The sequence below is a fragment of the Paenibacillus sp. EB106-04-04-XG159 genome, assembly GCF_058791835.1.
In genome coordinates, this window is sequence record NZ_JBYTDY010000004.1 from 277,026 (window position 1) to 299,714 (window position 22,689).

The following is a 22,689-nucleotide window of genomic DNA, read 5'->3' on the forward strand; positions in this document are numbered from 1 at the left end:
GGAGAATCTCTGTTTTTTGTTATAGATAAAAAACATTTGAATTAAGATAATTAAAATTTCGTCCTTCTTCATCGTTTCCACACAATTTTTGTATAGAGTGAAAATGTACCAGAAACTGAAGTGGAGGTTCATGATGATGAAAGGAAAATATAAACTCCTACTTGCGATCGGTGCGATCAGTATCGTGTTTGCTGGTTGCACGAATTCTAATGGAAATATTGTTCTCACAAAAGAGACACCGATCGTCGACGGCAAGGAGTTCACCATCACGGCACAAGCGAGCAATCTGAAGGTATCTGATCAGTTAACCTTGCCTGTATGGACATTCAACAATTCGGTACCTGGCCCTGAGATTCGTGTCAAAGTTGGAGACACAGTCAAGATCAACTTAAAGAATGAACTGGAAGAGCCCGTCTCGATTCATTGGCACGGCTACCCTGTTCCGAATGATATGGATGGCATTCCAGGGGTCACGCAAGACGCCGTTGTTTCAGGCAAAACGTTTACGTATGAGTTTAAGGCTGCCGTTCCAGGAACCTATTGGTACCATTCGCATCAAGATAGCGTCAATCAACTCGATAAGGGGCTCTATGGCTCGTTAATCGTGGAAGATCCGAAGGATAGCTATGATCGGAATTGCACGCTGGTTCTTGACGAATGGATGAGTTCAAGAAGCATGGATATGGAAGGCATGGATCATGGCAAGATGAACATGGGCGACATGAGTGGTATGGACCACAGTCAAATGAATATGAGTGACACAGAAGGAATGAAAGGTCATGACATGAGCATGTATGACGTTTATACCATGAATGGAAAGACTGGTGATGCCATCAATAAGCTTGTAGTTAAAGATGGTGAAAAGGTTCGTATTCGTCTCATCAACGCGGGTTATCTTACGCATACGATGCATCTGCATGGACATGAATTCAAAGTGGTGGCTTCCGATGGTCAGGCGGTGAATAGTCCGGCTGTTGTTACGGATCAAGGGATTGCCATCGCTCCAGGCGAGCGGTACGACATCGAGTTTATAGCGAATAATCCAGGGTCTTGGCTGCTTGAAGAGCATGGAACTGATGACAGAGTGAAAAGCATGAGAGCGGTTGTTACATATGAGGGGTCTACAACACAGACTGATGCCTCCAACGCCTCCGAGCAGCTGCCACAATTCAATCTGATGAAATACGGTGTACAAACTGAGACCAAATTCTCCTTGAATCTGTCCTATGATCGAGAGGTAAGTCTAAATCTGAATATCGAGATGAAGGACGGAGAAATGGTCTACACCATAAACGGAAAGGTATTTCCTGAGACGGATTCCATTAAAGTGGATAAAGGTGAAAAAGTTAAAGTAACCTTTGTAAATCAATCGAAAACCGATGATCATCCGATGCATTTACACGGACATTTCTTCCAAGTCTTAAGTAAGAATGGTCAACTGCTTGATGGAGCGCCTGTTATCAAGGATACCCTTAATGTGAAGCCAGGCGAAGAATATGTGGTTGCCTTCGAAGCGGATAATCCGGGAGATTGGATGTTTCATTGTCACGACTTGCACCATGCGTCTGCTGGTATGGTAACGGATGTTAAATATAAAGACTATCAAAGCGACTATACACCTGACCCAAGTGTAGGCAACAAACCAGAATAACGATTGAACTCCTGCAAACTGCTTTGCTTGCAGGAGTTTTTGTATGAGTTGAATGGTTTCTCCATGGTTTCCACACATTCTTGTTCTACAATGCCTATATACAAAACCTTAATGGGATATGGAGGAGTTAGTGATGGATTGGTCTTGGCTGTTATTGCTGGTGTGTCCCCTTATGATGATTGTCATGATGTTCGGGATGGGTAAAGGTCACGGGTATGGTAATCATGGGAAAGGAAATACAGAAGAAACACAAAGGATGCAAAGAGAGCTTGATGAACTAAAAGCTCAGAACGAACGAAATAACGAGCCGACTAAATCTTGAATAGAAAAGTTATATCAATTAAATTTAGAGTAGGATTCGCATATAAAGAAGGTGATAGCAGTGGCTAATAATCAAGTTCTAGTGGTTGACGACGAATGGAATATGCGGAATCTGCTTCGCATTTATCTCATGAAAGAAGGATTTGAAGTCAAAGAGGCTTCGTCTGGTTATGAGGCTTTGTCGCTGATCAAGCAGCAACCGTTTGATCTTCTGATATTGGATGTTATGATGCCAGGCATGGATGGTTGGCAGCTATGTAAAACTATTCGAGAAACCGAAACAATGCCGATTCTCATGCTCACAGCTCGTTCGGAAACCAAGGACAAAGTTCATGGATTAGGAATTGGAGCCGATGATTACTTGACGAAGCCCTTTGAGCCTGAGGAATTGGTGGCGCGTGTCTATTCGCTATTACGGCGTTCGATGATCAGTCAAGCGCAAAAACTTCAGGAGACAATTCTGGTCTTCCAGCACCTTAATATTCATGCAGACGCACGGGAAGTTCGCATTTATGATGAATGCATTGACTTTACTCCGAAAGAGTTTGATTTGCTTCTCCATCTGGCACAAAATAATCATCGCACGTTTGAACGAGAAGAGTTGGTTGAGCGATTATGGGGGTATGATTACTCGGGAGATGCTCGTGTCGTAGATACCCACATTAAGAATATTCGGGAAAAAATGCAGCGTGCAGGACTGGGTTATGACCCCATTCAAACGGTTTGGGGAGTGGGCTATAAATTTTCAGCGCAGGGAGGAGAAGGATGAGACGCAATCGGATCGGGATGAAATTAGGGTCAATCATCGCAGCGATTTTTTTAATCGTCCTCCTTTTTCTTGGTGTAAGCCTCTATCAGATGTTTTCAAACTTTTATCATACCGAGATGCGAACAGAGGTTACAGAGATGACCTCTCATTTCATCACGATGGTGGAGACCACTGATGCCCCCTCAGAGGAAATGATCAAGACGTTCGCCGATTTTTCTAATGTAAGTATATTTTATATCGATGATGCAGGCGAGATCACCCATCATACAGGTGAGCACAACGCTGAAGATCGGTCGTTTATACGACCAGAGGATCTACAACAGATCTTTTCAGGGACAACCATTAACTTAGAACACGAAGATCCATTAGGCAATCGCTATATGGTGATTGGCCAACCGATCTATCAAGATAATCAGATTTCTTCAGCTATTTATGTGATGGCATCGACGCAAAGTATGGATCAATCCCTTAATGCAGTGCGGAATTTGCTGTTTCTTTCAGGTGTAGGAGCATTCTTGCTTGCGATAGGAATCACCTGGATCATGGCTTTGCTCTTTTCTCGACCACTCATTATGATGCAGCAGGCAACCAAGAAAATTGCGGTTGGAGAGTTAGAAACCCGACTCGACATCCACAGCAAAGATGAAATTGGTGATTTGGCTGCGGCGATCAATAATTTAGCCGCCGATCTGCAGCGGTATCGAGATACACGGCAAGAGTTCTTCGCGAATATCTCGCATGAGCTGCGAACGCCAATCACTTACCTGCAAGGTTACACCAAAGTTGTAAAGAACCATTTGTATACGACAGAAGAAGAGAAGGATCGCTACCTGGACATTATTTATCAAGAAGGTGTACGTATACAGCGCATGGTGGATGATCTATTTGAACTTGCTAAGATGGAAGAAGGAAAGATCAGTCTGTCCATGGAATGGGTGGACTTGCAAGATGTTGTCGCTCAGGCGGCGCAGACGATTTCATTGATAGCGAAAGACAAAGGATTAGAGCTGGTTGTTCATCCTTCAGTATCTATTCCGTTAATTCGCGGCGATGAAATACGTATGAAGCAAATTGTTCTCAATCTAATGGAGAATGCGGTCCGCTATACCGAAAAAGGTCATATTGATGTTCATCTTCGATGTACATCTGACACGCTTTCTCTTTCGATAGAGGACACAGGCGCTGGAATACCTGAGGATGAGCTGCCGTATATCTTTGACCGATTCTACAGGGTAGAGAAATCAAGATCACGGAAAACGGGCGGTACGGGGCTTGGTCTGTCGATCGTGAAGAGGTTGGTCGAACTGCAAGGAGGCACTATTCAAGTAAACAGTAAGAGGGATAAGGGTACTTGTTTTACGGTTCAATTCGTTCTCCCGACGATGCAGGAGGAATCATAATGAAGAAATCAGACTGGTTCATTGCTTTGTTCTTTATAGCGATCGGGTTGATGTGTTTAACCGTTTCAGCTTCCTACTTTCGAATCGATTCGCTTGCGATCGGGTTCGGAATGTTCAGATCAACGTGTACCTGGATGGCGATTATCGGTATAGTCATCTATCTGATTTATCGATTTCTTCGATTTAAACAACGGAAAGGAAAGAAAGAGTGACTTCGATGCGGAGGCACTTTTTTTGTGTCTAAATAAAAGAAAGTTTCGATCTACACAGTTTCAACATACTTTTGAAGTAAGATAAGAGCACAAGGAATCTTGCAGGTTCATTTAGACGTGTATTCATAAGTTATCCTGCCTTGAAAGTGCTGAGCTATAAGAAGAGATGTGATGAAGTTGAATGCTATGAAATTTAAAAAAGGAGATTACATCCTAATATCTACAGTACTGCTTGTTGCGGCGATCATTTACGGGATTTATGCTCTTCAACCTACTCCTGAGGAGATTCCTTCAGGGGAAGCTTACGCACAAATTCAAGTGGATGGCGATATCTATCAGACTGTAAAACTCACACAAGAGACGCAGTGGATTGAGATTAATACCAATAGAGGCTATGATCTGCTTCGAGTTCGTGATTATGGCATCGAAGTAGTAGAGTCAGATTGCCCGGAAAAGATTTGCTTTACGTATGGCCATATTACGAAGCCGAATGAAGAAATTATTTGTTTGCCGCTTCGCATGTATATCACGATCATCAGCGATACCCCGAGTGATGAAGATGAATTAGATGCCATTGTTTCATAAACTCGGTCCCTCCAAAGACGGTCAGTGGATGACATTAAGTAAGATTCCATCTTAATTAGGGATTATCGTGCGAATGAAAGGAGGTGAACATCATGAAAACGAAAATCATCGCTATCGTAGGAGCTGCGGTTCTGACGCTTGGTATCGGAACGGCTGCTTATGCTGCGGGGGTAGGTCCTTCTACATTCAATGACATGCTTCCATTCATGCAAGAAATGCATCCGAATCTCAATGATTCCGAGTTAGAGCAAATGTATAACAATTGCCATCAAGGAAGAGGAAATGCGGATACTCAAGGCATGATGCGAAACAACTCTATGATGCAAAGAACGAATGCAGGATCTATTTAATTGCGATTTGCTTCTGTGGGAAGAGACTGTCTGCGGACAGTCTTTTTCATATTATGGGATGTTGAGTATCCAGCAGATCAAGAAGTGAAGGATCGAAAGGTCATCGGCTATATGTTGGACCGAATAAGCATTACACGTTCTCCCACAGTGTATCCTCCTATAATATATGAATAATTCTCATTTTCTGAGGGGGATAATTAATTGAATTCCTTGAATAGAAGACCATTCTAATGAAAAGAAGGAGCTGCGAATACAGCTCCTCAGGCTATCGAGAAAGTCTCGACAGCCTGTCCTCGACATGTCGGGATCTTACCTAAATTCCGGTTTATTAAGAATCTGCTAAAAATATATCTACAATATCCTTGCAGATCAGATAAGATGGAGTCTGGTCATGATTAGACACCACAACAATGCTTATTCCCGCCGTCGGAACCATGCTTATATTGCAACTGACTCCTATAAAACCTCCACCATGTTCAACTACCTTGTATCCGTTATTGTTCCAAGTTGCCCATCCTAAACCATAACTCCCATCATCATCTATTTTCCCTATAGACTCCGTCATGGCGGATATAGATTCCTTCGTCAGAAAAGATTCTTTTCGCATATAAGAAGTTAAATATGTAGTGAGATCATTCGCAGTAGAATAAATAAATCCCATTGGTGCCCCTATTGGATTAATCGGAAAAGGCGTACTGAATACATCCATATGAGCATCAGGTTTTACTATGTTGACAAAAGCATCTCCATTATTAGTGTAGTATGATGCGCTATTGCTATCCTGCATTACTTTTTTATAGTTCAATGTTGTTCGATCTAGGTTCAAATTCGGCAATAACTCATTTTCTAAATAATCGTTCCATCTCATACCACTGACTTTCTCAAATAAATCTGCAACGACAATGTAGCCATCCGTACAATAACTCCACTTCGTGCCCGGTTCACGTTCTAATGTGACATTTCTTAAATACCTGGTCACATCTTCAGGAGTATGGATTCTCTCGAGATCGTCATCCGTAATCCCAAACTGACTTTTCAAGGTATCGAATGCGGTAAACTCCTGCCTATTAGGAGTAATTAGATTACCAATCGCTAGATCTCCCGGGAGCCCTGTTGTATGCGACAACAACTGCTTAACAGTAATCTGATCGCTAATGCTTTTATCCATTGTTTGAAAGTAAGGAAGATAGTCAACAAGAGGAGCATCTAACGATACAAGATTGTCCTCAACTAATTTCATAATAGATGCTGCTGCAAAACTCTTTGATACACTTTGAATACTAACCAATGTATCGGGCGTAAAATCTATTGCATCCTCCCCTAAACGTGCTTTGCCAAACCCTTTGGCGTATATTACATTACTATTTTTAGAAATTACAATTGCTCCACCCACCGGAAACTTGCTCTCACACTCATTTAAATATTGCTCTAAACGTTTATCCAAAGGTTTCCCCTCCAACAATCTGTTTTTACAACATTTACTCTACTATCTTATCACGAACGATAATTGAATATATATCCACGCTTGGGAGACTTTAAGAGAAACCGTTGGCCGCATACAAGCGAACTTTTAAGCCGTCGGTCGGGAGTTCGAATCTCTCCTGGGACGCCATTAGGGGAATCAAAATATTCACTAAACAACTCAAACTACTAATTCCCAAACAAATAATACACCTTACGGGTGCTTATAACGAGCATTCAGACGAGTTATTCGTTATTATCAAGCGAGGATATGAACGGTAGTAGACCGCGAAAGATACTCTGTTAACAACGCAGCTCAACTTCTCGTCATCGTTATGATGGCGGGGCTTTTTCGTGTTATCGGCGTTGTGATCCGATGTGAATTTATCGATATATTCTGCACCGCTGTCACAATGCGTAGGGATCGGAAACTTTTTGGTATGTTGATGATGATTCTGACGTAGACCGACCGTTTACTACCGATACATGTAAAGATGAACGAGTCAGACCTCCTATGATATGTCGAATTAATTACACGTTTTATGTCTTATTATGTAAAAATTCACTTCTCGAAGATTCCTATATATGCGATAATACACACTGAAAACAATGACTCACGAATCCATATAGCAAGCGGAAAGCATCGTATCGTGTCGTCGTGGATGAGCAAGAAGCCATCGAGGGGGATAAAAATGAAAAAGAAAAAGAAAAAGATATTATTTGTATTAATACTTACATCTCTAATACTTGTGTCAGCATGTTCTTCTGGTGATAGCGCGAGCAATCCAAATAATAATGAAGAAATAGCAAAACTAAAAACTGAGATAGAAAATTTAAAGAAGGAGAATCAGAAACTTACTGATCAACTAAAGAGTAATTCTAACAGTAATTCGGAATCAACTTCTGCCGCTCCTAGTTCTGCAGAAACAGAACAAAAAGATGAGAAACTGGCAATGAATAAGAATGAAGCATTGATAATTGACGGTGTTGCCGAATATACCATTACTAATACAAAATTCGGGAAGAAAATAGAACCATCTAAACCAGGTAGCTTCTATACGTATTATGAATCAAAAGAGGCTGACTCCACTTATTTAGCAATAACGATAGAAGTAAAAAATCTTGGCAGCTCAGGAGAGAGAGCAGATTCATTCTTAGATTGTAAGATTAAGTACGATGACAAGTATGAGTATAGTATGTTCTCTACAATCGAGGATCGAGGAGGGGAAGATTTTACTTATACGAATATCACCAGCATTGAGCCCTTAAAAAAGGGGACGTTAATATTCTTGGCGGAAGTCCCTAAAGAAGTTGAGACATCTGATAAAAGCATTACTGCACTATTAACCATCGAAGGCAAAGAATATCAATATAAAATAAGATAGTATGGAAAAAAGGGTTGTCCTAAAAGTCATTTTTCTCATGTCTTTTGGGTCAACCCTTCTTTGTTTCTACACCAATAAGAAACTGCTTATCTAGTCGATGAGACTGTGAACTGGATCAGCGTTTTTTTGTCCGATAGCACATTCAGTGACAGAAAGGCCGTATGACCTGCGCTTGAACGGACACAGGGGCCGCTATTTCATGATTTCGGGGTATTTTTTGAGGGATTGCGGACACAGATGACGCTATTTGCTTCAAAACCAGCACTAAACTGCTTATTCGGGTCAAATAACGGCTCTACGGTCCGCTAGTATGGCGAATTAGTGGTGTTTGCTGCAAATAGCGGCTCGTGTGTCCGCTCCCGGCTCCTTAGGTAGAAAAAATCCACTTTAGGGACAGCCCCATTTATATGTAATAAACGATTCAAAAACGGGTGTAAACAGTATGCCGCTATTAAAATAACCCCGATGCTTTACTTTGCATGCGACAGGCTCGATGTATATTGCTGCGTAGACGTAAGCGGATTTTCCTCGTTAACGTGTCAGCTCTGCGTACACCGCACGCTGTAACGGGGAAAAACCAAGTTATCTTGCGCGCGATGAAGCGCTACAGTGATTATACTTGGTGGATTGGAATACCTTTTGTACTAATGTTCAACTTAAAATATCTCTTTAGACAACAAAAAAAACCCCGACATGTCGGGGTCTTGTGTAATTAAGTATGGCGTCCCAGGAGGGATTCGAACCCCCGACCGACGGCTTAGAAGGCCGTTGCTCTATCCAGCTGAGCTACTGGGACATATGAGCTTTTTTTGAAGAACATTTATGATCTTATCAAAATTACAGTTGTTGTGCAATAGAAATTGAATAATTTATTGTTTTTCATATTGTGGGAAATGGGTAAAGTGATGGTAAGTACGTATGTTTGCGTCTCAGCAGAAGTCAAGCAGATTATGGTATAATGCAGGAATACGGCGTTATTTTATGAAGGAATGGTCACTATAAGAAGTGACGGGCTATCTTCAATAAATACAATACATAACAAGTAAAAGCAACTTCCAAGTAAAGGCAGGTGTTACTTATTACAGACAGAGAAGAAGAGCATGCCCGAAAACATAATGTTGTCTTATTTCCCAAAACGTATCAGTATTATCAGGTAGAATTGACGCGACTCCTCGAATCGGAACGATATGCTGAAGCCGCGGAGCTTCTGGAATTTTTGCTGCAATTCGATGGGGAAGAGGAAGATACTCGCAGTGAATGGAGTGCGTTGTATGATTGGCTTCAAATGGTGTTTCCGGAACTAAGGAATCGGAGTGAAGCGCAGGCACATACCACACATATGGAGCAGGATGAGACAGAGCTTGAGGAAGAATCTGAGGAGAAGCTCTTGCAAGCTCAAGTCGCTAAGAAGCTGCGAACGGACGACCAATATGTTCGTCGCTTATTGGATTCACTCAAGGATATTACATTAGATGAACGCAAATGGCTGGTGCTGGAGCAACTGGCTAACGTCGATGATGAGGATCTGAATGATGACCTTATATTCTTAATGGAGAGAGAGACGCTTCACCCGCTCGTACAATTTGGTTTGCTGCAGATACTCAAGCGAAGAGGAGCGACTGGTGCGGTTACGTTCTGGCGGACAGGTGAGCAGATTGTCGTTCATATAGAGCGCACTCCGATGGACTATGCCTCATTTCCAGACAAACTGCGATTGCCCGCTCAATATGTCCATGATGTGGCAGCCCTGCGAGAACCTTCTTTAGCCTATTTTGCTGAGGAGATGTGGCAACAATTTCTAAGAGCCATCTACGGCTCAGTGTTGTATGATCAATTGCAGGACAATGATAATTCGGATACGAATGTTTGGGCTGCCGCACTGCACAAACTAGTCGCTGGATTCCTTCATCTGGAAGAGGAAGAGACTGAGGTGAAGCGCATGTACGCGGTCAGCGACGAGCAAAGAATGCGTTATGATCAGGCGTTGAAGAAATTGATGAAGGCGCGCTGAAACTATAGTACGATCCGATCATTATGCGTATATATGAGTAGGTACTATTCGTACAGTTTATGTGTGCGAAATCAGTGGTAGAAGGACTTGCCTTGAAAAACTATTTATTGTTCGATATAATATAGTGGTTATTCGAACGTGCAAGGGTACACTCGAGCCATGCGATCTTTTTGGAGGGGAAGGCATAAAATGAAAGCAACCTGGGAAAAAATAGAGAAGAACCTTGGGGTTCTGGAAGTAGAAGTCAATGCGGAGCGCGTAACGGAAGCGTTGGATCAAGCGTTTAAGAAAGTTCAAAAACGTGCGAACGTTCCTGGTTTCCGTAAAGGAAAAGTGCCTCGCCCAATTTTCGAAGCAAAATACGGTGTGGAAAGTCTGTACCAAGACGCCATTGATATCTTGCTCCCAGAAGTTTACACCCAAGCGATTAAGGAACAAAACATTCAACCTGTAGACCAGCCAGAAGTTGATGTTGAGCAATTCGGCAAGGGCCAAACATTCAAGTTCAAAGCTAAAGTTACAGTTAAGCCTGAAGCTAAGCTTGGCGAATACAAAGGTCTGAAGATCGAAACTGCTGCGGCTGAAGTAACAGAAGAAGACTTGAATGCTGAACTGGAGCGTGTACAGCAGCGTCAAGCTGAGCTGATCATCGTTGACGAAGATACAGCTAAGAATGGCGACACTGTAGTCATCGACTTCGAAGGATTTGTTGATGGCGAAGCGTTTGAAGGCGGCAAGGGCGAGCGTTACAGCCTTGAGCTCGGTTCCAACTCCTTCATTCCTGGTTTCGAAGAGCAATTGGTTGGTCTTGGAACAGGCGACTTCAAAGACGTTGAAGTATCGTTCCCAGAGCACTACCATGCTGAGAATCTTGCTGGCAAGCCTGCAACATTCAAAGTTAAAGTTCACGAAATCAAGCGCAAGCAGCTTCCAGTATTGGATGATGAGTTCGCTAAAGATGTCAGCGAATTCGATACGCTTGAAGAGTACAAAGCTGACTTGTCCAAGCAGCTTCAAGATCGCAAGAATCAAGAAGCAGAACAAGCTCGTGAAGCAGCAGTTGTGGAACAAGTATCCGCTAATGCTGAAGTTGAAATTCCTCGCGCTATGATTGAATCTGAGATTCAACACATGGTGAAGGATCTTGACAACCGTCTTCGCATGCAAGGTATGGACATCGATATGTTCTTGACTCTATCTGGCCAAACGATTGCTGACCTTCGTGAGCAAATGCAGCAAGAAGCTGACAAGCGCGTGAAGAACAACATCGTGTTGGAGCAAGTAGCTAAAGAAGAGAACCTGTCTGTATCTGATGAAGAGCTGGCGGAAGAACTGGAGAAGATGGCACAAGCGTACCAACGTTCTGCAGAAGAAATTCGCACGATCTTGGAGAAGAACGGCAACCTGGAGAACCTTCGTGAAGAAGCGTTGATCCGCAAAACAGTTAAATTCTTGGTAGACAACAACTAATCGCATATATTGGCTGAGGATAATACCCCCGGTTCAACAGGATAAGGCACGTCAATTTTATATTGCGTGCCTTATTTTTTCCTCGCGGTAACGGCTGTTAGATATCGAAACAACATAAACAACAGTCTTAGAACATGTGATGTTACACCTTCCTTGAGTATGGTACATGGTTGATAGGGCATACATATTTAGATAAGCATAAGATGAGTCGCGATGACTCTATTTTGCTATCTAGGCTAAGTAATGGTCGCAAGACCAGTGAAGGAACTACATATTTGCACGATCTACACTTTAATAACAGTGTGAAAATGACATTGTTGCTGGAACATGATAAAATACAATTGTATAGGATTGTAAAGCTTGATAAAGAAAAGAGGTTAGAATCATGAACCTGGTACCTATGGTAATCGAGCAGACGAATCGAGGCGAACGCTCTTACGATATTTACTCCCGATTGCTCAAGGATCGCATTATTTTCCTTGGCAGCGCCATTGATGATGACGTGGCGAACAGCATCATTGCTCAATTATTATTTTTGGCAGCAGATGATCCGGAGAAGGATATTTATCTCTATATCAATTCCCCTGGCGGTTCGGTAACAGCCGGTATGGCGATTATGGATACGATGAATCACATCAAGCCCGATGTATCCACAATCTGCGTTGGTATGGCTGCCAGCATGGGTTCATTGCTGCTGACTGCAGGAGCACCAAATAAACGATTTGCGCTTCCTAACAGCGAGATTATGATTCACCAGCCTCTTGGCGGTGTTCGCGGTCAAGCGACGGACATCAAGATTCACGCTGACTGGATTATTAAGACAAGACAGAAACTCAATCAAATCTATGTGGACCGTACCGGACAACCGCTCGAGAAGATCGAACGAGATACGGACCGCGACTACTTCATGAGTGCAGATGAAGCGAAGGAATATGGCATCGTTGATATGGTGCTCCATCCGGGCTCTTCATTGCCGAAGTAAGGAGGGAAGCGAATGTTCAAATTTAATGATGAGAAGGGCCAATTGAAATGTTCCTTCTGCGGTAAATCACAAGAGCAGGTTCGCAAGCTTGTTGCGGGCCCAGGTGTATATATTTGTGATGAATGTGTAGAGCTCTGCAATGAAATTGTAGAGGAAGAACTCGGTCATGAAGACGAGGTTGATCTGAAGGATATTCCGAAGCCGAAGGAGATCCGCACTATCCTGGATCAATATGTAATTGGTCAGGAGCAGGCGAAGAAGTCGCTGTCTGTAGCCGTATATAATCACTACAAACGAATCAACTCCCAGAGCAAGATCGAGGATGTTGAGCTTCAGAAGAGCAATATCTTGCTAGTAGGTCCTACGGGTTCTGGTAAGACGTTGTTAGCTCAAACGATGGCTCGGATCTTGAACGTCCCATTTGCGATTGCGGATGCAACTTCCTTGACGGAAGCCGGATATGTCGGTGAAGACGTTGAGAACATATTGCTGAAGCTCATTCAAGCAGCTGATTACGATGTGGAGAAGGCTGAACGAGGCATTATTTACATCGATGAGATTGATAAAGTAGCCCGTAAGTCGGAGAACCCTTCGATTACACGCGATGTATCTGGCGAAGGTGTGCAGCAAGCATTGCTTAAGATTCTTGAAGGCACAGTCGCTTCTGTTCCGCCGCAAGGTGGACGCAAGCATCCTCATCAAGAGTTCATTCAGATCGATACGACGAATATCTTATTCATTTGCGGCGGGGCATTTGATGGCCTAGAGCAAATTATTAAGCGTCGTGTCGGCAAGAAAGTGATCGGCTTTAATGCTGACGGCGGTCAGAAAGATCTGAAGGCTGGAGAATACTTATCGATGACGCTTCCAGAGGACCTGCTGAAGTTCGGTCTTATTCCGGAGTTCGTAGGACGTCTGCCAGTCATCTCTACGCTCGAGCCGCTCGATGAGAATACATTGGTTCGCATTTTGAGCGAGCCTAGGAATGCGCTGACGAAGCAGTATCAGAAGCTGCTTGAGATGGATAACGTGAAGCTGGAATTCGAAGAGGGCGCACTAGAAGCGATTGCGCGTGAGGCGATTAAACGCAACACGGGCGCACGCGGCTTGCGCGCGATCATCGAAGGAATCATGCTCGATGTGATGTATGAAGTACCTTCGCGCGAAGATATTACGACTTGCCGTATAACAGAGCAGGTTGTACGTGAACGAATCATTCCAGAACTAACGACGGAGAAGAAGAAAGAGGAAAGCGCCTAAGGGCGCTTTTCCGTCGTTCAACCGATAGGAGGGAGAATGAACATGTATTTGCGTCAACAGACTAGACCAGTTAAAGTTGGCAACCTCACAATCGGCGGGAGCAATGAAGTACTTATTCAAAGTATGTGTACGACGAAGACCGCCGATGTTGCAGCTACAGTAGCGGAAATTCTCCGCCTTGAAGAAGCTGGGTGTCAATTAGTTCGTGTAACTGTCAACAATGCGGAAGCCGCTGAAGCGATCAAGGAGATCAAGAAGCAGATTCATATTCCGCTTGTTGCAGATATTCACTTTGATTATCGACTTGCGTTGAAGGCAATCGAGAACGGAATCGATAAAGTTCGGATTAATCCGGGCAATATCGGTAAACGCGATAAGATTGAAGCGGTTGTAAAAGCGTGCAAGGAGCGAGGTATTCCGATTCGGATCGGTGTTAATGCAGGCTCGCTCGAAAACCATCTGCTGGAGAAGTACGGATATCCGACTCCAGAGGCGATGGTGGAGAGCGCTTTGTACCATATCGGCATATTGGAGGAGCTTGATTTTCACGATATCATCGTGTCTCTGAAAGCTTCAGACGTGCCGATGGCAATCGCCGCTTATACGAAAGCAGCAGAGGTAATCCCTTATCCGCTGCACTTGGGTATTACAGAGGCGGGCACGTTGTTCTCCGGTACAGTTAAGAGTGCGGCAGGTCTCGGCGCGCTGTTATCGATGGGCATCGGGTCGACGATGCGCATTAGCTTGAGCGCGGACCCTGTTGAAGAAATAAAGGTTGCGCGTGAACTGCTGAAGTCATTTGGCTTGATCACGAATGCTGCGACGCTGGTATCTTGTCCGACTTGCGGTCGCTTGGATATTGACCTGTTCTCCATCGCTAACGAGGTTGAGGCATACATTGCTAACGTCAAAGTTCCGATCAAGGTATCGGTTCTCGGATGCGCTGTTAACGGACCTGGTGAGGCGCGCGAGGCTGATATCGGCATTGCGGGCGCTCGCGGAGAAGGATTGCTGTTCCGATATGGGCAGATGATCCGCAAAGTGCCGGAGGCTGAACTGTTGAACGAGTTGAAGAAGGAAATCGACAACATTGTAGAGGTGTACGAGCGTACGGGCGAGATTCCTGGGCGCAAGCAGCATCTGCATCAATAAGTCGAGATCATGAAGTACGAATTGTAATGATACGTTAACATCAATAAAGAACCTCCAGTCACGCATGCAAATATGCGGTGAGACTGGAGGTTCTTTGCTGTTCCAGCTTAGACGCTGGCTGAAGCGGCTGGTTCAGATGCTGATTTGCCGCTTGCGGCATTCTTCTTATCCATGCGGCTAGTCCCGTTAAAGGTGCCGCCTTCTTTAATGATGAAAGTAGCGCTCACGACATCGCCGTTGAGTCTGCCGGTAGGCTCAATAACGCAGCTTCCGCTTACGTTCACATTGCCGCTTAATTGGCCAGCTACGATAAGATTAGCCGCTTGAATATTGGACGACACAGAGCCTGTGTCCCCGATCATAACATCTCTCGTACAAGTGATATCTCCGACAATCTTCCCTTCGATATGCAGATCCGTTTCGCAATGAAGCTTGCCTTCAAAGCGGCTGGCTTGTCCAACAATCGTATCTGTGCCAGGAGGTCGTTTGCTGGCCGTATTCTTATTAAACATGGACATCCTCCTACTCCTATGAACTATGAAATGTTATGGAGAAACGAGCATTGACATGGGATCCAGCGGCATATCGCGCCTAAGAATTTCAAAATGCAGGTGAGGTCCTGTACTGCGGCCTGAATTCCCTAGCTTACCAATCTGGGTTCCCATCTTTACTGCTTGATCGTTCTCGACCAGAATCTCGGACAGATGCAAATACCGTGTCGTTAGATTCGCTGTATGACGAATGATGATATAATTTCCTCTGGCATAATCGTACCCTGCTTCAATGACAGTCCCATCTGCGGCGGCCAGCACTACTTCGCCTATATTGCCTCCGATATCTAGGCCGTTATGAAACGCTTCTCTTCGATTAAATGGATCATCCCTGCTTCCAAATGTCGAAGTGATGCGTGTGGCTGTAGTAGGCCATAAAGTAGGTATTGCGTTTAATTCCTTTTTGACAACCTCAGCTTGTTTGAGTAGCGCTGGTATATCCTTATCCCATCGTAAAATAGTCGCCATCATATGATCGAGCTGCTGCAGCATGTCAGCAGTTGATGAATAAGCCGCTTGATAACCAGTAGGAGCAGGCGGCGAAACGAATTCACCTCCAACTGAATCCTGTTCTAAAGATAGCGAAGAGGGGCTTGTATGTAAGGAATGCAATCTTGGCTTCTCGCTGGATTCCGTTGATTGTTCTTCATTAGGAAGGGAAAGCTTGGTTGCGACACTTTCTGCAGATAGTTCGATATATTGCCGCAGCTGCTGCTCAAGTTTGGACACTGTATCCATTTGAGACTGCATGAGAGCAGATTCTTGATTCAGTACAGTTAGATCGGCTTCTAAAGCGGCGATTGCAGTTTGCTGCTGCTCTATCTGTGATTGCAGGGCAGTATTAAGCTCAGTGAGTTCACGATTGTGCTGAACATACATGATAAGCCCCGTAATGAGCGATATTATAAGACAGATCAACAGGATGATCACACTGATAGCGATTCGAGGAGAAAGCGAAAACTGAACAGCGGGCTGGTTCGGTCCCCGCATCCAGACCCATCTCCATGTTGTTGTTCTCTGCTTGTTCACGAAGCTTCCTCCTCATGAGCGTTGGATATATTGGTAAAAGGATAAGAGCTGTATAATCATCATGCGACAAGAATTGAACATTATTTCCATAATACAAGAAAAATTGCCAATTGAACACGATTTCATTCGACGATTTAGCAAATTTTACATACCGATCAAAAAAAATTATCACTGGTATTATGAACTTGATTAAGTTTCAATGGGGCAAAAACTTTCACTTTCCTCGAATATAGGGTAAAATCAGAAAATGTGTTATGTAAGGAAACATGACATTACACCATTAATGCGATAACTACTACTAGAAAGGGTGCAATGCATGCTGGATAAACTTAATGAATTCATTTTATTGTTCAATGATAAGATGTACTTGATGCTTATTGTTATTTTGATTGCTGCGGGGGTATGGTTCTCGTTCCGAACGGGATTTGTACAGCTCACGGCCATTGGCGAAACGTTCCGGATTCTTGTGGGGCGTGACACTAAAGATGAAGACGATTCGACAGAACCTTCAGAGAAGAAGGAAAAGAAAGGCGTTTCCTCATTCCAAGCATTTGCGATGAGTACGGCATCTCGTGTTGGTACCGGAAACCTGGCGGGCGTTGCGATTGCGATTACGCTCGGCGGTCCTGGCGCTGTATTCTGGATGTGGCTCATTGCGGTTATCGGTGCCGCTTCTGCCTTTATCGAATCGACACTCGCGCAAATCTACAAGGTTCGAGACGGTGATACGTTCCGCGGCGGACCAGCTTATTACATGGAAAAGGCGCTCAATGCTCGGTGGTTGGGAATTATCTTTGCTCTATTGATCACCTTCAGCTTTGGCTTCGTATTCAACTCTGTGCAGGCAAATACGGTTAGTGCGTCGTTTGGCGATTTGTTCAATATTAAACCTGCAACGATAGGTATCATTCTTTCCGTAATGGTCGTTCTGACGATCTTCGGCGGAGTTCAGCGCATAGCGAAGGTATCGTCAGTGGTTGTCCCAGTTATGGCGCTTGCATACATCGGGATTGCGGTAGTGGTTATGATCATGAACTATGAACAGATTCCTGAAGTATTCAGTCTCATCTTCAGCAATGCATTTGGATTCGAGGAAGCAGTAGCTGGTGGTATCGGTGCCGCTGTTATGAACGGTGTTAAACGAGGTTTGTTCTCGAATGAGGCAGGTATGGGTAGCGCTCCGAATGCTGCCGCAACAGCAACCGTAAGCCACCCTGTTAAACAAGGCTTAATTCAATCCTTCGGCGTATTTGTAGATACTCTTCTCGTGTGCAGCGCGACAGCGTTCATCATCTTGTTCTCCGGTGTTCCTATAACTGGCGAATTGAATGGAATTCAATTGACGCAGCAAGCACTTGCGGCAGAAATAGGCGATTGGGCACAATATTTCATCGGCTTTGCCATCTTCCTGTTTGCGTTCAGTTCCTTGATCGGTAACTACTACTATGGTCAGAGCAACATTGAATTTATAACGAAGAAAAAAGGTTGGCTGACTGCTTACCGAATCGGCGTTGTGGCTATGGTTATGTTCGGTTCGGTAGCGAAAATTTCGCTCGTATGGGATATGGCTGATTTGTTCATGGGCTTGATGGCTGTGATCAACCTGATAGCGATCTTGTTCCTTGGGAAGTTTGCATTTGCAGCGCTTAAGGATTATCGGGAACAGCGTAAGCAAGGGAAAGAGCCGCAATTCTACAAGGATTCTGTTCCTGGTCTGAAAAATGTAGAATGCTGGGATCGTCCGAACAACTAAAATGAATATGAAATTATAGAGCAGAGAAGCTAATTGTTTGCATCCTGCTTATAAGGAATCCGGCTAAGGGCAATACTACCAAGTATTAAACTTTGCCGGATTTTTTTGTGCCTATATTGCTTTTGATGAAGAAGCTAATGGATAAGGTACCCTTCGGGAGGATGGACAATTATGAATTTAAGTATGATCTTAATGCTGATCAACGCTTTCTTCGCGATCGTGATCGGTATATACTTCTGGAACCTGCTGCGAAGTCAGAAGTCAAACCGCAGTGCGGTTGACCGTGAATCGCGCAAGGAAATGGATAAGCTGCGCAAGATGCGCTCGATTACACTGACGAAGCCGCTAGCAGAGAAGACGCGCCCCGTGACGATGAATGACATCGTCGGTCAGCGCGACGGCTTGCGCGCGCTGAAGGCTGCGCTGTGCAGTGCCAATCCGCAGCATGTTATCGTATATGGCCCGCCGGGAGTGGGCAAGACTGCGGCCGCCCGCGTTATTCTCGAGGAGGCGAAGAAGAATCCAAGCTCGCCATTTACGCAGGAGGCGAAGTTTACGGAGATCGATGCGACAACGGCGCGCTTCGATGAACGAGGTATCGCGGATCCGCTGATCGGCTCCGTGCATGATCCGATCTATCAAGGAGCGGGCGCGATGGGGGTTGCCGGCATCCCGCAGCCGAAGCCGGGAGCGGTGACGAAGGCGCACGGCGGCATTCTGTTCATCGATGAGATAGGCGAACTACATCCTATCCAGATGAATAAGCTGCTCAAAGTGCTGGAAGACCGCAAAGTATACTTGGAGAGCGCTTATTACAATTCGGAGGACACACATATACCGACGTATATCCATGATATCTTCCAGAATGGACTGCCTGCTGATTTTCGCTTGGTAGGCGCAACTACGCGCTCACCTCAGGACATATCGCCAGCGCTGCGTTCTCGCTGCATGGAAATATTTTTTAGACCGCTGCTTGCGGAAGAAATTGAAACGATTGCCGAGCATGCGATCAAGAAGATTGGATTCCCGCCTTCGCCGGAGTCGGTCAGCGTACTGAAAAAGTATGCGACGAATGGACGCGAGGCCGTTAATATCATTCAGTTGGCGGTCGGATTGGCGCTGTCAGAGGGGCGATCGAGTGTTAATGCGGCAGATGTGGAATGGGTCATCAACAGCAGCCAGATCTCGCCTCGACCGGATCGAAAGGTAGGAAGCGAGCCTCAGATCGGTCTCGTGAACGGTCTGGCGGTGTATGGGCCTAATATGGGCGCTCTGCTGGAGATTGAAGTATCCGCGATACGTGTGAAGAACGGTCAAGGCAAATACACGATTACCGGTGTAGTTGAGGAAGAGGAGCTGGGCGGAGGGGCGCGTACGCTGCGCCGGAAGAGCATGGCTAAGGGCTCGATTGAAAATGTGCTCACCGTGCTGCGAAACAGCAGCTTTGAAACCGCTAATTACGATCTGCACATCAATTTCCCAGGCGGTTCTCCTGTAGATGGACCTTCGGCTGGTATAGCCATGGGCGTGGCGATTGCGTCCGCCATCAATCATTGGCCGATCGATCATGAGCTCGCGATCACGGGTGAGATGAGCGTACATGGTCGTGTAAAGCCAGTTGGAGGCGTGTTGGCGAAGGTGGAGGCAGCGTTTCAGGCTGGGGCGAAGAAGGTCATTATTCCGAAGGAAAACTGGCAAGAAATATTCGCTGGCTTGGAAGGACTGCAGGTTGTTCCAGTTGAGTATTTTGATGAAGTGCTGCGTCACACGTTCGGCTCGCAATGGCAGGAAGAATCGCTGGAGCTGCCTAAACCGTTTGAGCGTACTGCAGGCGCTTCAATGCCGCTTCTGCACGCTGACGCTTCTGATGCAAGTCCCGCCGATTGACGGCGGGATTGCTCATTGGCGTTGAGTCACTCAATTTGATACAATTGGTGAATATATAAGTAGCAATTGAAATAGACATCTATCTAGATAGCTTGGGGGTGCCATATCCATGAGGCTTAAACTTGCAAAGGGACGAACCTTGCCTATGCTTCCGCTTAGAGGATTGCTCGTCTATCCAAGCATGGTGCTTCATCTGGATGTCGGCCGCGACAAATCCGTGAAAGCGTTAGAGCATGCGATGATGGAAGATCAGATGCTGCTGCTCTGCTCACAATCGGAAACTAGCGTAGAGGAACCGACGAAAGAAGACATATACCAAGTCGGCACGATGGCCAAGGTGCGCCAGATGCTGCGGCTTCCGAACAGTACGATACGAGTATTGGTGGAAGGCGTATCGCGTGCGGAAATAGTGGAATACGTATCGAACGAGGAATTCTTTGAAGTGCAAGTTCAAGTGATTGATGATATCAATGACAAGACTGCAGAGATAGAAGCGATGATGCGGACATTGCTTGCTCAGTTTGAAAGCTATGTCACGCTATCCAAAAAGGTAACACCGGAAACCTTGGCAACGGTATCCGATATTGAGGAGCCTGGACGATTCGCCGATGTCGTTGCGAGTCATCTCCCGCTTAAGATGAAGGATAAGCAGGAGGTTCTTGAAACGAAGAACGTGAAGGAGCGATTATCCTTGCTGTTGTCGCTCTTGAACAACGAGAGCGAAGTGCTGGAGCTTGAGCGCAAGATCAATTCGCAGGTTAAGAAGCAGATTGAGAAGACGCAGAAGGAATACTATTTGCGCGAGCAGATGAAGGCGATCCAGAAGGAGCTCGGTGATAAAGAAGGCCGAACTGGCGAGATGGATGAGCTTCGTCAACAGATGAAGGAGCTTGAAGCGCCAGATAAGGTGAAGGAGAAGCTTGCGAAAGAGATTGATCGACTGGAGAAAATGCCGCCTACTTCAGCGGAGAGCTCCGTTATTCGCAATTATATTGATTGGCTATTATCCGTGCCGTGGGGCAAGTGTTCAGAGGATGATCTGGATCTGGCTAAAGCAGAAGCTGTTCTGGAAGCGGATCATTACAGCCTGGAGAAGCCTAAAGAACGTGTGCTGGAATACTTGGCTGTGCAGCAGCTGGTGAAGCGCATGAAAGGACCCATTCTATGTCTAGTCGGACCTCCGGGTGTTGGTAAGACCTCATTGGCGAGATCGATCGCCAAGTCGCTGGGTCGACAGTTCGTCCGCATCTCGCTCGGCGGTGTAAGGGATGAAGCGGAGATTCGCGGCCATCGCCGCACTTATGTGGGAGCGATGCCTGGACGGATCGTGCAAGGCTTGAAGTCAGCGGGCACGATGAATCCGGTGATGCTGTTGGATGAGATCGACAAGATGGCGTCCGATTTCAGAGGCGATCCTGCTTCTGCCTTGCTGGAGGTGCTTGATCCGGAGCAGAACAATTCGTTCAGCGATCATTTCATCGAGCTTCCGGCCGATCTGTCACGCGTGATGTTTGTAACAACAGCGAATGCCGTTCATAATATTCCTCGACCGCTCTTAGATCGGATGGAGATTCTTCCATTGTCCGGCTATACGGAGCTGGAGAAGCTGCAGATTGCGGTTCGACACCTGCTGCCAAAGCAGAAGCGTGACCATGGGTTGGAAGAACAGCAGGTACAGTTAGATGAGGAAACGATTCGCAAGGTTATTCGTCTGTATACCCGAGAAGCTGGTGTGCGGCAGCTTGAACAGCGCTTAGCGGCATTATGCCGTAAGGCCGCGAGACGAATTGTATCTGAGCAAGTTGAGCAGGTATCAATATCGGCGGATGAGCTGGAATCGTATCTTGGCATTCCACGCTATCGTTATGGCCAATCGGAGAAAGATGATCAGATTGGCATGGTGACTGGCTTAGCGTGGACGGAAGTCGGCGGCGACACGCTTAGCATCGAGGTAAGCGTCGTTCCAGGTTCCGGCAAGCTGCTGCTTACAGGCAAGCTGGGAGACGTGATGAAAGAGTCCGCACAGGCTGCCTTCAGCTATGTAAGAGCCAAAGCTGAGCAGTGGCACCTTGACCCTAGCTTCCATGAGAAGCTGGATGTGCATATTCATGTGCCGGAAGGCGCTATTCCGAAGGATGGCCCGTCTGCGGGCATCGCGATGGCTACCGCGCTAGTATCTGCTCTGACGAAACGCTATGTATCGAAGGAAGTAGCGATGACGGGCGAGATTACGCTGCGCGGCAGAGTATTGCCGATCGGCGGCTTGAAGGAGAAGGTTATAGCGGCGCATCGAGCTGGAATTAAGAAGGTTGTATTCCCTCGCGACAATGTGCGTGATGTGGAAGAGATTCCGGAAGGTGTGCGTCAAGAGCTGACCCTTGTGCCTGTAGAGCATCTGGATGAAGTGCTGGAGCATGCGATTCTAGATGAGCGGAACAGTTCAATATAGCATCTATGCAG

19 protein-coding genes and 1 tRNA gene are annotated in these 22,689 nt (G+C 45.5%); 16 read left to right on the forward strand and 4 right to left on the reverse strand.

Going from position 1 to position 22,689, the window contains the following annotated elements:
* Window positions 1–136 precede the first annotated feature (136 nt).
* The 7 genes from AC3WTP_RS07190 (at window position 137) to AC3WTP_RS07220 (ending at window position 5,288) form a co-directional block, all read left to right on the forward strand.
* Window positions 137–1,651 (forward strand): multicopper oxidase family protein, encoded by a 1,515-nt coding sequence (locus tag AC3WTP_RS07190; protein WP_492393979.1) that lies wholly within the window; start codon window positions 137–139, stop codon window positions 1,649–1,651.
* Window positions 1,652–1,784: 133 nt separating this feature from the next.
* Window positions 1,785–1,973, forward strand: a complete 189-nt coding sequence (locus AC3WTP_RS07195) for a DUF2933 domain-containing protein (RefSeq protein WP_492393897.1) — start codon at window positions 1,785–1,787, stop codon at window positions 1,971–1,973.
* Between the two features lie 60 nt (window positions 1,974–2,033).
* Complete coding sequence (locus tag AC3WTP_RS07200; protein ID WP_492393898.1) at window positions 2,034–2,741, forward strand: response regulator transcription factor; 708 nt, start codon at window positions 2,034–2,036, stop codon at window positions 2,739–2,741.
* Window positions 2,738–4,141: a sensor histidine kinase gene (locus tag AC3WTP_RS07205; protein ID WP_492393899.1), complete on the forward strand. Its 1,404-nt coding sequence runs from the start codon at window positions 2,738–2,740 to the stop codon at window positions 4,139–4,141. Before AC3WTP_RS07200 ends, AC3WTP_RS07205 begins: the two co-directional genes overlap by 4 nt.
* A complete protein-coding gene (locus tag AC3WTP_RS07210; RefSeq protein WP_492393900.1) occupies window positions 4,141–4,353 on the forward strand; it encodes a hypothetical protein in 213 nt (70 codons plus the stop codon). The genes AC3WTP_RS07205 and AC3WTP_RS07210 overlap by 1 nt, the downstream gene beginning before the upstream one ends.
* Window positions 4,354–4,539: 186 nt before the next feature.
* Window positions 4,540–4,938 carry a NusG domain II-containing protein gene (locus tag AC3WTP_RS07215; protein WP_492393901.1) on the forward strand — a complete coding sequence of 133 codons (399 nt, stop codon included), beginning with the start codon at window positions 4,540–4,542 and terminating at the stop codon, window positions 4,936–4,938.
* Between the two features lie 92 nt (window positions 4,939–5,030).
* Window positions 5,031–5,288, forward strand: coding sequence for a hypothetical protein (locus AC3WTP_RS07220; RefSeq protein ID WP_492393902.1), 258 nt, complete (start codon window positions 5,031–5,033; stop codon window positions 5,286–5,288).
* 328 nt (window positions 5,289–5,616) lie between these two features.
* On the opposite strand, the gene AC3WTP_RS07225 is transcribed toward AC3WTP_RS07220, so the two are convergent.
* Complete coding sequence (locus AC3WTP_RS07225; RefSeq protein WP_492393903.1) at window positions 5,617–6,732, reverse strand: serine hydrolase domain-containing protein; 1,116 nt, start codon at window positions 6,730–6,732, stop codon at window positions 5,617–5,619.
* Window positions 6,733–7,441: 709 nt separating this feature from the next.
* Between AC3WTP_RS07225 and AC3WTP_RS07230 the strand changes: the two genes are divergently transcribed.
* Entirely contained in the window at window positions 7,442–8,134 is a 693-nt protein-coding gene (locus AC3WTP_RS07230) for a bZIP transcription factor (RefSeq protein WP_492393904.1), read from the forward strand.
* Between the two features lie 719 nt (window positions 8,135–8,853).
* On the opposite strand, the gene AC3WTP_RS07235 is transcribed toward AC3WTP_RS07230, so the two are convergent.
* Window positions 8,854–8,930 (reverse strand) — tRNA-Arg (locus AC3WTP_RS07235).
* A gap of 273 nt (window positions 8,931–9,203) precedes the next feature.
* Between AC3WTP_RS07235 and AC3WTP_RS07240 the strand changes: the two genes are divergently transcribed.
* The 5 genes from AC3WTP_RS07240 (at window position 9,204) to ispG (ending at window position 15,009) form a co-directional block, all read left to right on the forward strand.
* The gene (locus tag AC3WTP_RS07240) at window positions 9,204–10,145 is read left to right on the forward strand and encodes a hypothetical protein (protein ID WP_492393905.1); all 942 of its coding nucleotides are present in this window, start codon (window positions 9,204–9,206) and stop codon (window positions 10,143–10,145) included.
* A 189-nt stretch (window positions 10,146–10,334) separates the two neighbouring features.
* The gene (tig, locus tag AC3WTP_RS07245) at window positions 10,335–11,615 is read left to right on the forward strand and encodes a trigger factor (protein ID WP_492393906.1); all 1,281 of its coding nucleotides are present in this window, start codon (window positions 10,335–10,337) and stop codon (window positions 11,613–11,615) included.
* A 385-nt stretch (window positions 11,616–12,000) separates the two neighbouring features.
* Entirely contained in the window at window positions 12,001–12,597 is a 597-nt protein-coding gene (gene clpP, locus AC3WTP_RS07250) for an ATP-dependent Clp endopeptidase proteolytic subunit ClpP (RefSeq protein WP_492393907.1), read from the forward strand.
* Between the two features lie 12 nt (window positions 12,598–12,609).
* Entirely contained in the window at window positions 12,610–13,857 is a 1,248-nt protein-coding gene (gene clpX, locus AC3WTP_RS07255) for an ATP-dependent protease ATP-binding subunit ClpX (protein ID WP_492393908.1), read from the forward strand.
* A 42-nt stretch (window positions 13,858–13,899) separates the two neighbouring features.
* Window positions 13,900–15,009 carry a flavodoxin-dependent (E)-4-hydroxy-3-methylbut-2-enyl-diphosphate synthase gene (ispG, locus tag AC3WTP_RS07260; RefSeq protein ID WP_492393980.1) on the forward strand — a complete coding sequence of 370 codons (1,110 nt, stop codon included), beginning with the start codon at window positions 13,900–13,902 and terminating at the stop codon, window positions 15,007–15,009.
* Window positions 15,010–15,116: 107 nt separating this feature from the next.
* Here the strand turns inward: ispG and AC3WTP_RS07265 are convergent, their stop codons facing one another.
* Entirely contained in the window at window positions 15,117–15,521 is a 405-nt protein-coding gene (locus AC3WTP_RS07265; protein ID WP_492393909.1) for a bactofilin family protein, read from the reverse strand.
* 33 nt (window positions 15,522–15,554) lie between these two features.
* Window positions 15,555–16,589: a M23 family metallopeptidase gene (locus tag AC3WTP_RS07270; RefSeq protein WP_492393910.1), complete on the reverse strand. Its 1,035-nt coding sequence runs from the start codon at window positions 16,587–16,589 to the stop codon at window positions 15,555–15,557.
* A gap of 319 nt (window positions 16,590–16,908) precedes the next feature.
* On the opposite strand from AC3WTP_RS07270, the gene AC3WTP_RS07275 reads away from it, so the two are divergent.
* The 3 genes from AC3WTP_RS07275 to lon all read left to right on the forward strand — a co-directional run bounded on the left by AC3WTP_RS07275 (window position 16,909) and on the right by lon (window position 22,678).
* Entirely contained in the window at window positions 16,909–18,342 is a 1,434-nt protein-coding gene (locus AC3WTP_RS07275; RefSeq protein WP_492393981.1) for an alanine/glycine:cation symporter family protein, read from the forward strand.
* A gap of 171 nt (window positions 18,343–18,513) precedes the next feature.
* On the forward strand, window positions 18,514–20,229 hold the full coding sequence (lonB, locus tag AC3WTP_RS07280) for an ATP-dependent protease LonB (RefSeq protein ID WP_492393911.1): 1,716 nt from the start codon (window positions 18,514–18,516) through the stop codon (window positions 20,227–20,229).
* 109 nt (window positions 20,230–20,338) lie between these two features.
* A complete protein-coding gene (gene lon / locus AC3WTP_RS07285; RefSeq protein ID WP_492393912.1) occupies window positions 20,339–22,678 on the forward strand; it encodes an endopeptidase La in 2,340 nt (779 codons plus the stop codon).
* The last annotated feature ends 11 nt before the right edge of the window (window positions 22,679–22,689 follow it).

What these genes read in the sequence shown, in the direction of transcription:
- AC3WTP_RS07190 (WP_492393979.1), top strand. Translation starts at nt 137, where the DNA reads ATGAAAGGAAAATATAAACTCCTACTTGCGATCGGTGCGATCAGTATC.
- AC3WTP_RS07195 (WP_492393897.1), top strand. Translation starts at nt 1,785, where the DNA reads ATGGATTGGTCTTGGCTGTTATTGCTGGTGTGTCCCCTTATGATGATT.
- AC3WTP_RS07205 (WP_492393899.1), top strand. Translation starts at nt 2,738, where the DNA reads ATGAGACGCAATCGGATCGGGATGAAATTAGGGTCAATCATCGCAGCG.
- AC3WTP_RS07210 (WP_492393900.1), top strand. Translation starts at nt 4,141, where the DNA reads ATGAAGAAATCAGACTGGTTCATTGCTTTGTTCTTTATAGCGATCGGG.
- AC3WTP_RS07215 (WP_492393901.1), top strand. Translation starts at nt 4,540, where the DNA reads ATGAAATTTAAAAAAGGAGATTACATCCTAATATCTACAGTACTGCTT.
- AC3WTP_RS07220 (WP_492393902.1), top strand. Translation starts at nt 5,031, where the DNA reads ATGAAAACGAAAATCATCGCTATCGTAGGAGCTGCGGTTCTGACGCTT.
- AC3WTP_RS07230 (WP_492393904.1), top strand. Translation starts at nt 7,442, where the DNA reads ATGAAAAAGAAAAAGAAAAAGATATTATTTGTATTAATACTTACATCT.
- tig (WP_492393906.1), top strand. Translation starts at nt 10,335, where the DNA reads ATGAAAGCAACCTGGGAAAAAATAGAGAAGAACCTTGGGGTTCTGGAA.
- clpP (WP_492393907.1), top strand. Translation starts at nt 12,001, where the DNA reads ATGAACCTGGTACCTATGGTAATCGAGCAGACGAATCGAGGCGAACGC.
- clpX (WP_492393908.1), top strand. Translation starts at nt 12,610, where the DNA reads ATGTTCAAATTTAATGATGAGAAGGGCCAATTGAAATGTTCCTTCTGC.
- ispG (WP_492393980.1), top strand. Translation starts at nt 13,900, where the DNA reads ATGTATTTGCGTCAACAGACTAGACCAGTTAAAGTTGGCAACCTCACA.
- AC3WTP_RS07265 (WP_492393909.1), bottom strand. Translation starts at nt 15,521, where the DNA reads ATGTTTAATAAGAATACGGCCAGCAAACGACCTCCTGGCACAGATACG.
- lonB (WP_492393911.1), top strand. Translation starts at nt 18,514, where the DNA reads ATGAATTTAAGTATGATCTTAATGCTGATCAACGCTTTCTTCGCGATC.
- lon (WP_492393912.1), top strand. Translation starts at nt 20,339, where the DNA reads ATGAGGCTTAAACTTGCAAAGGGACGAACCTTGCCTATGCTTCCGCTT.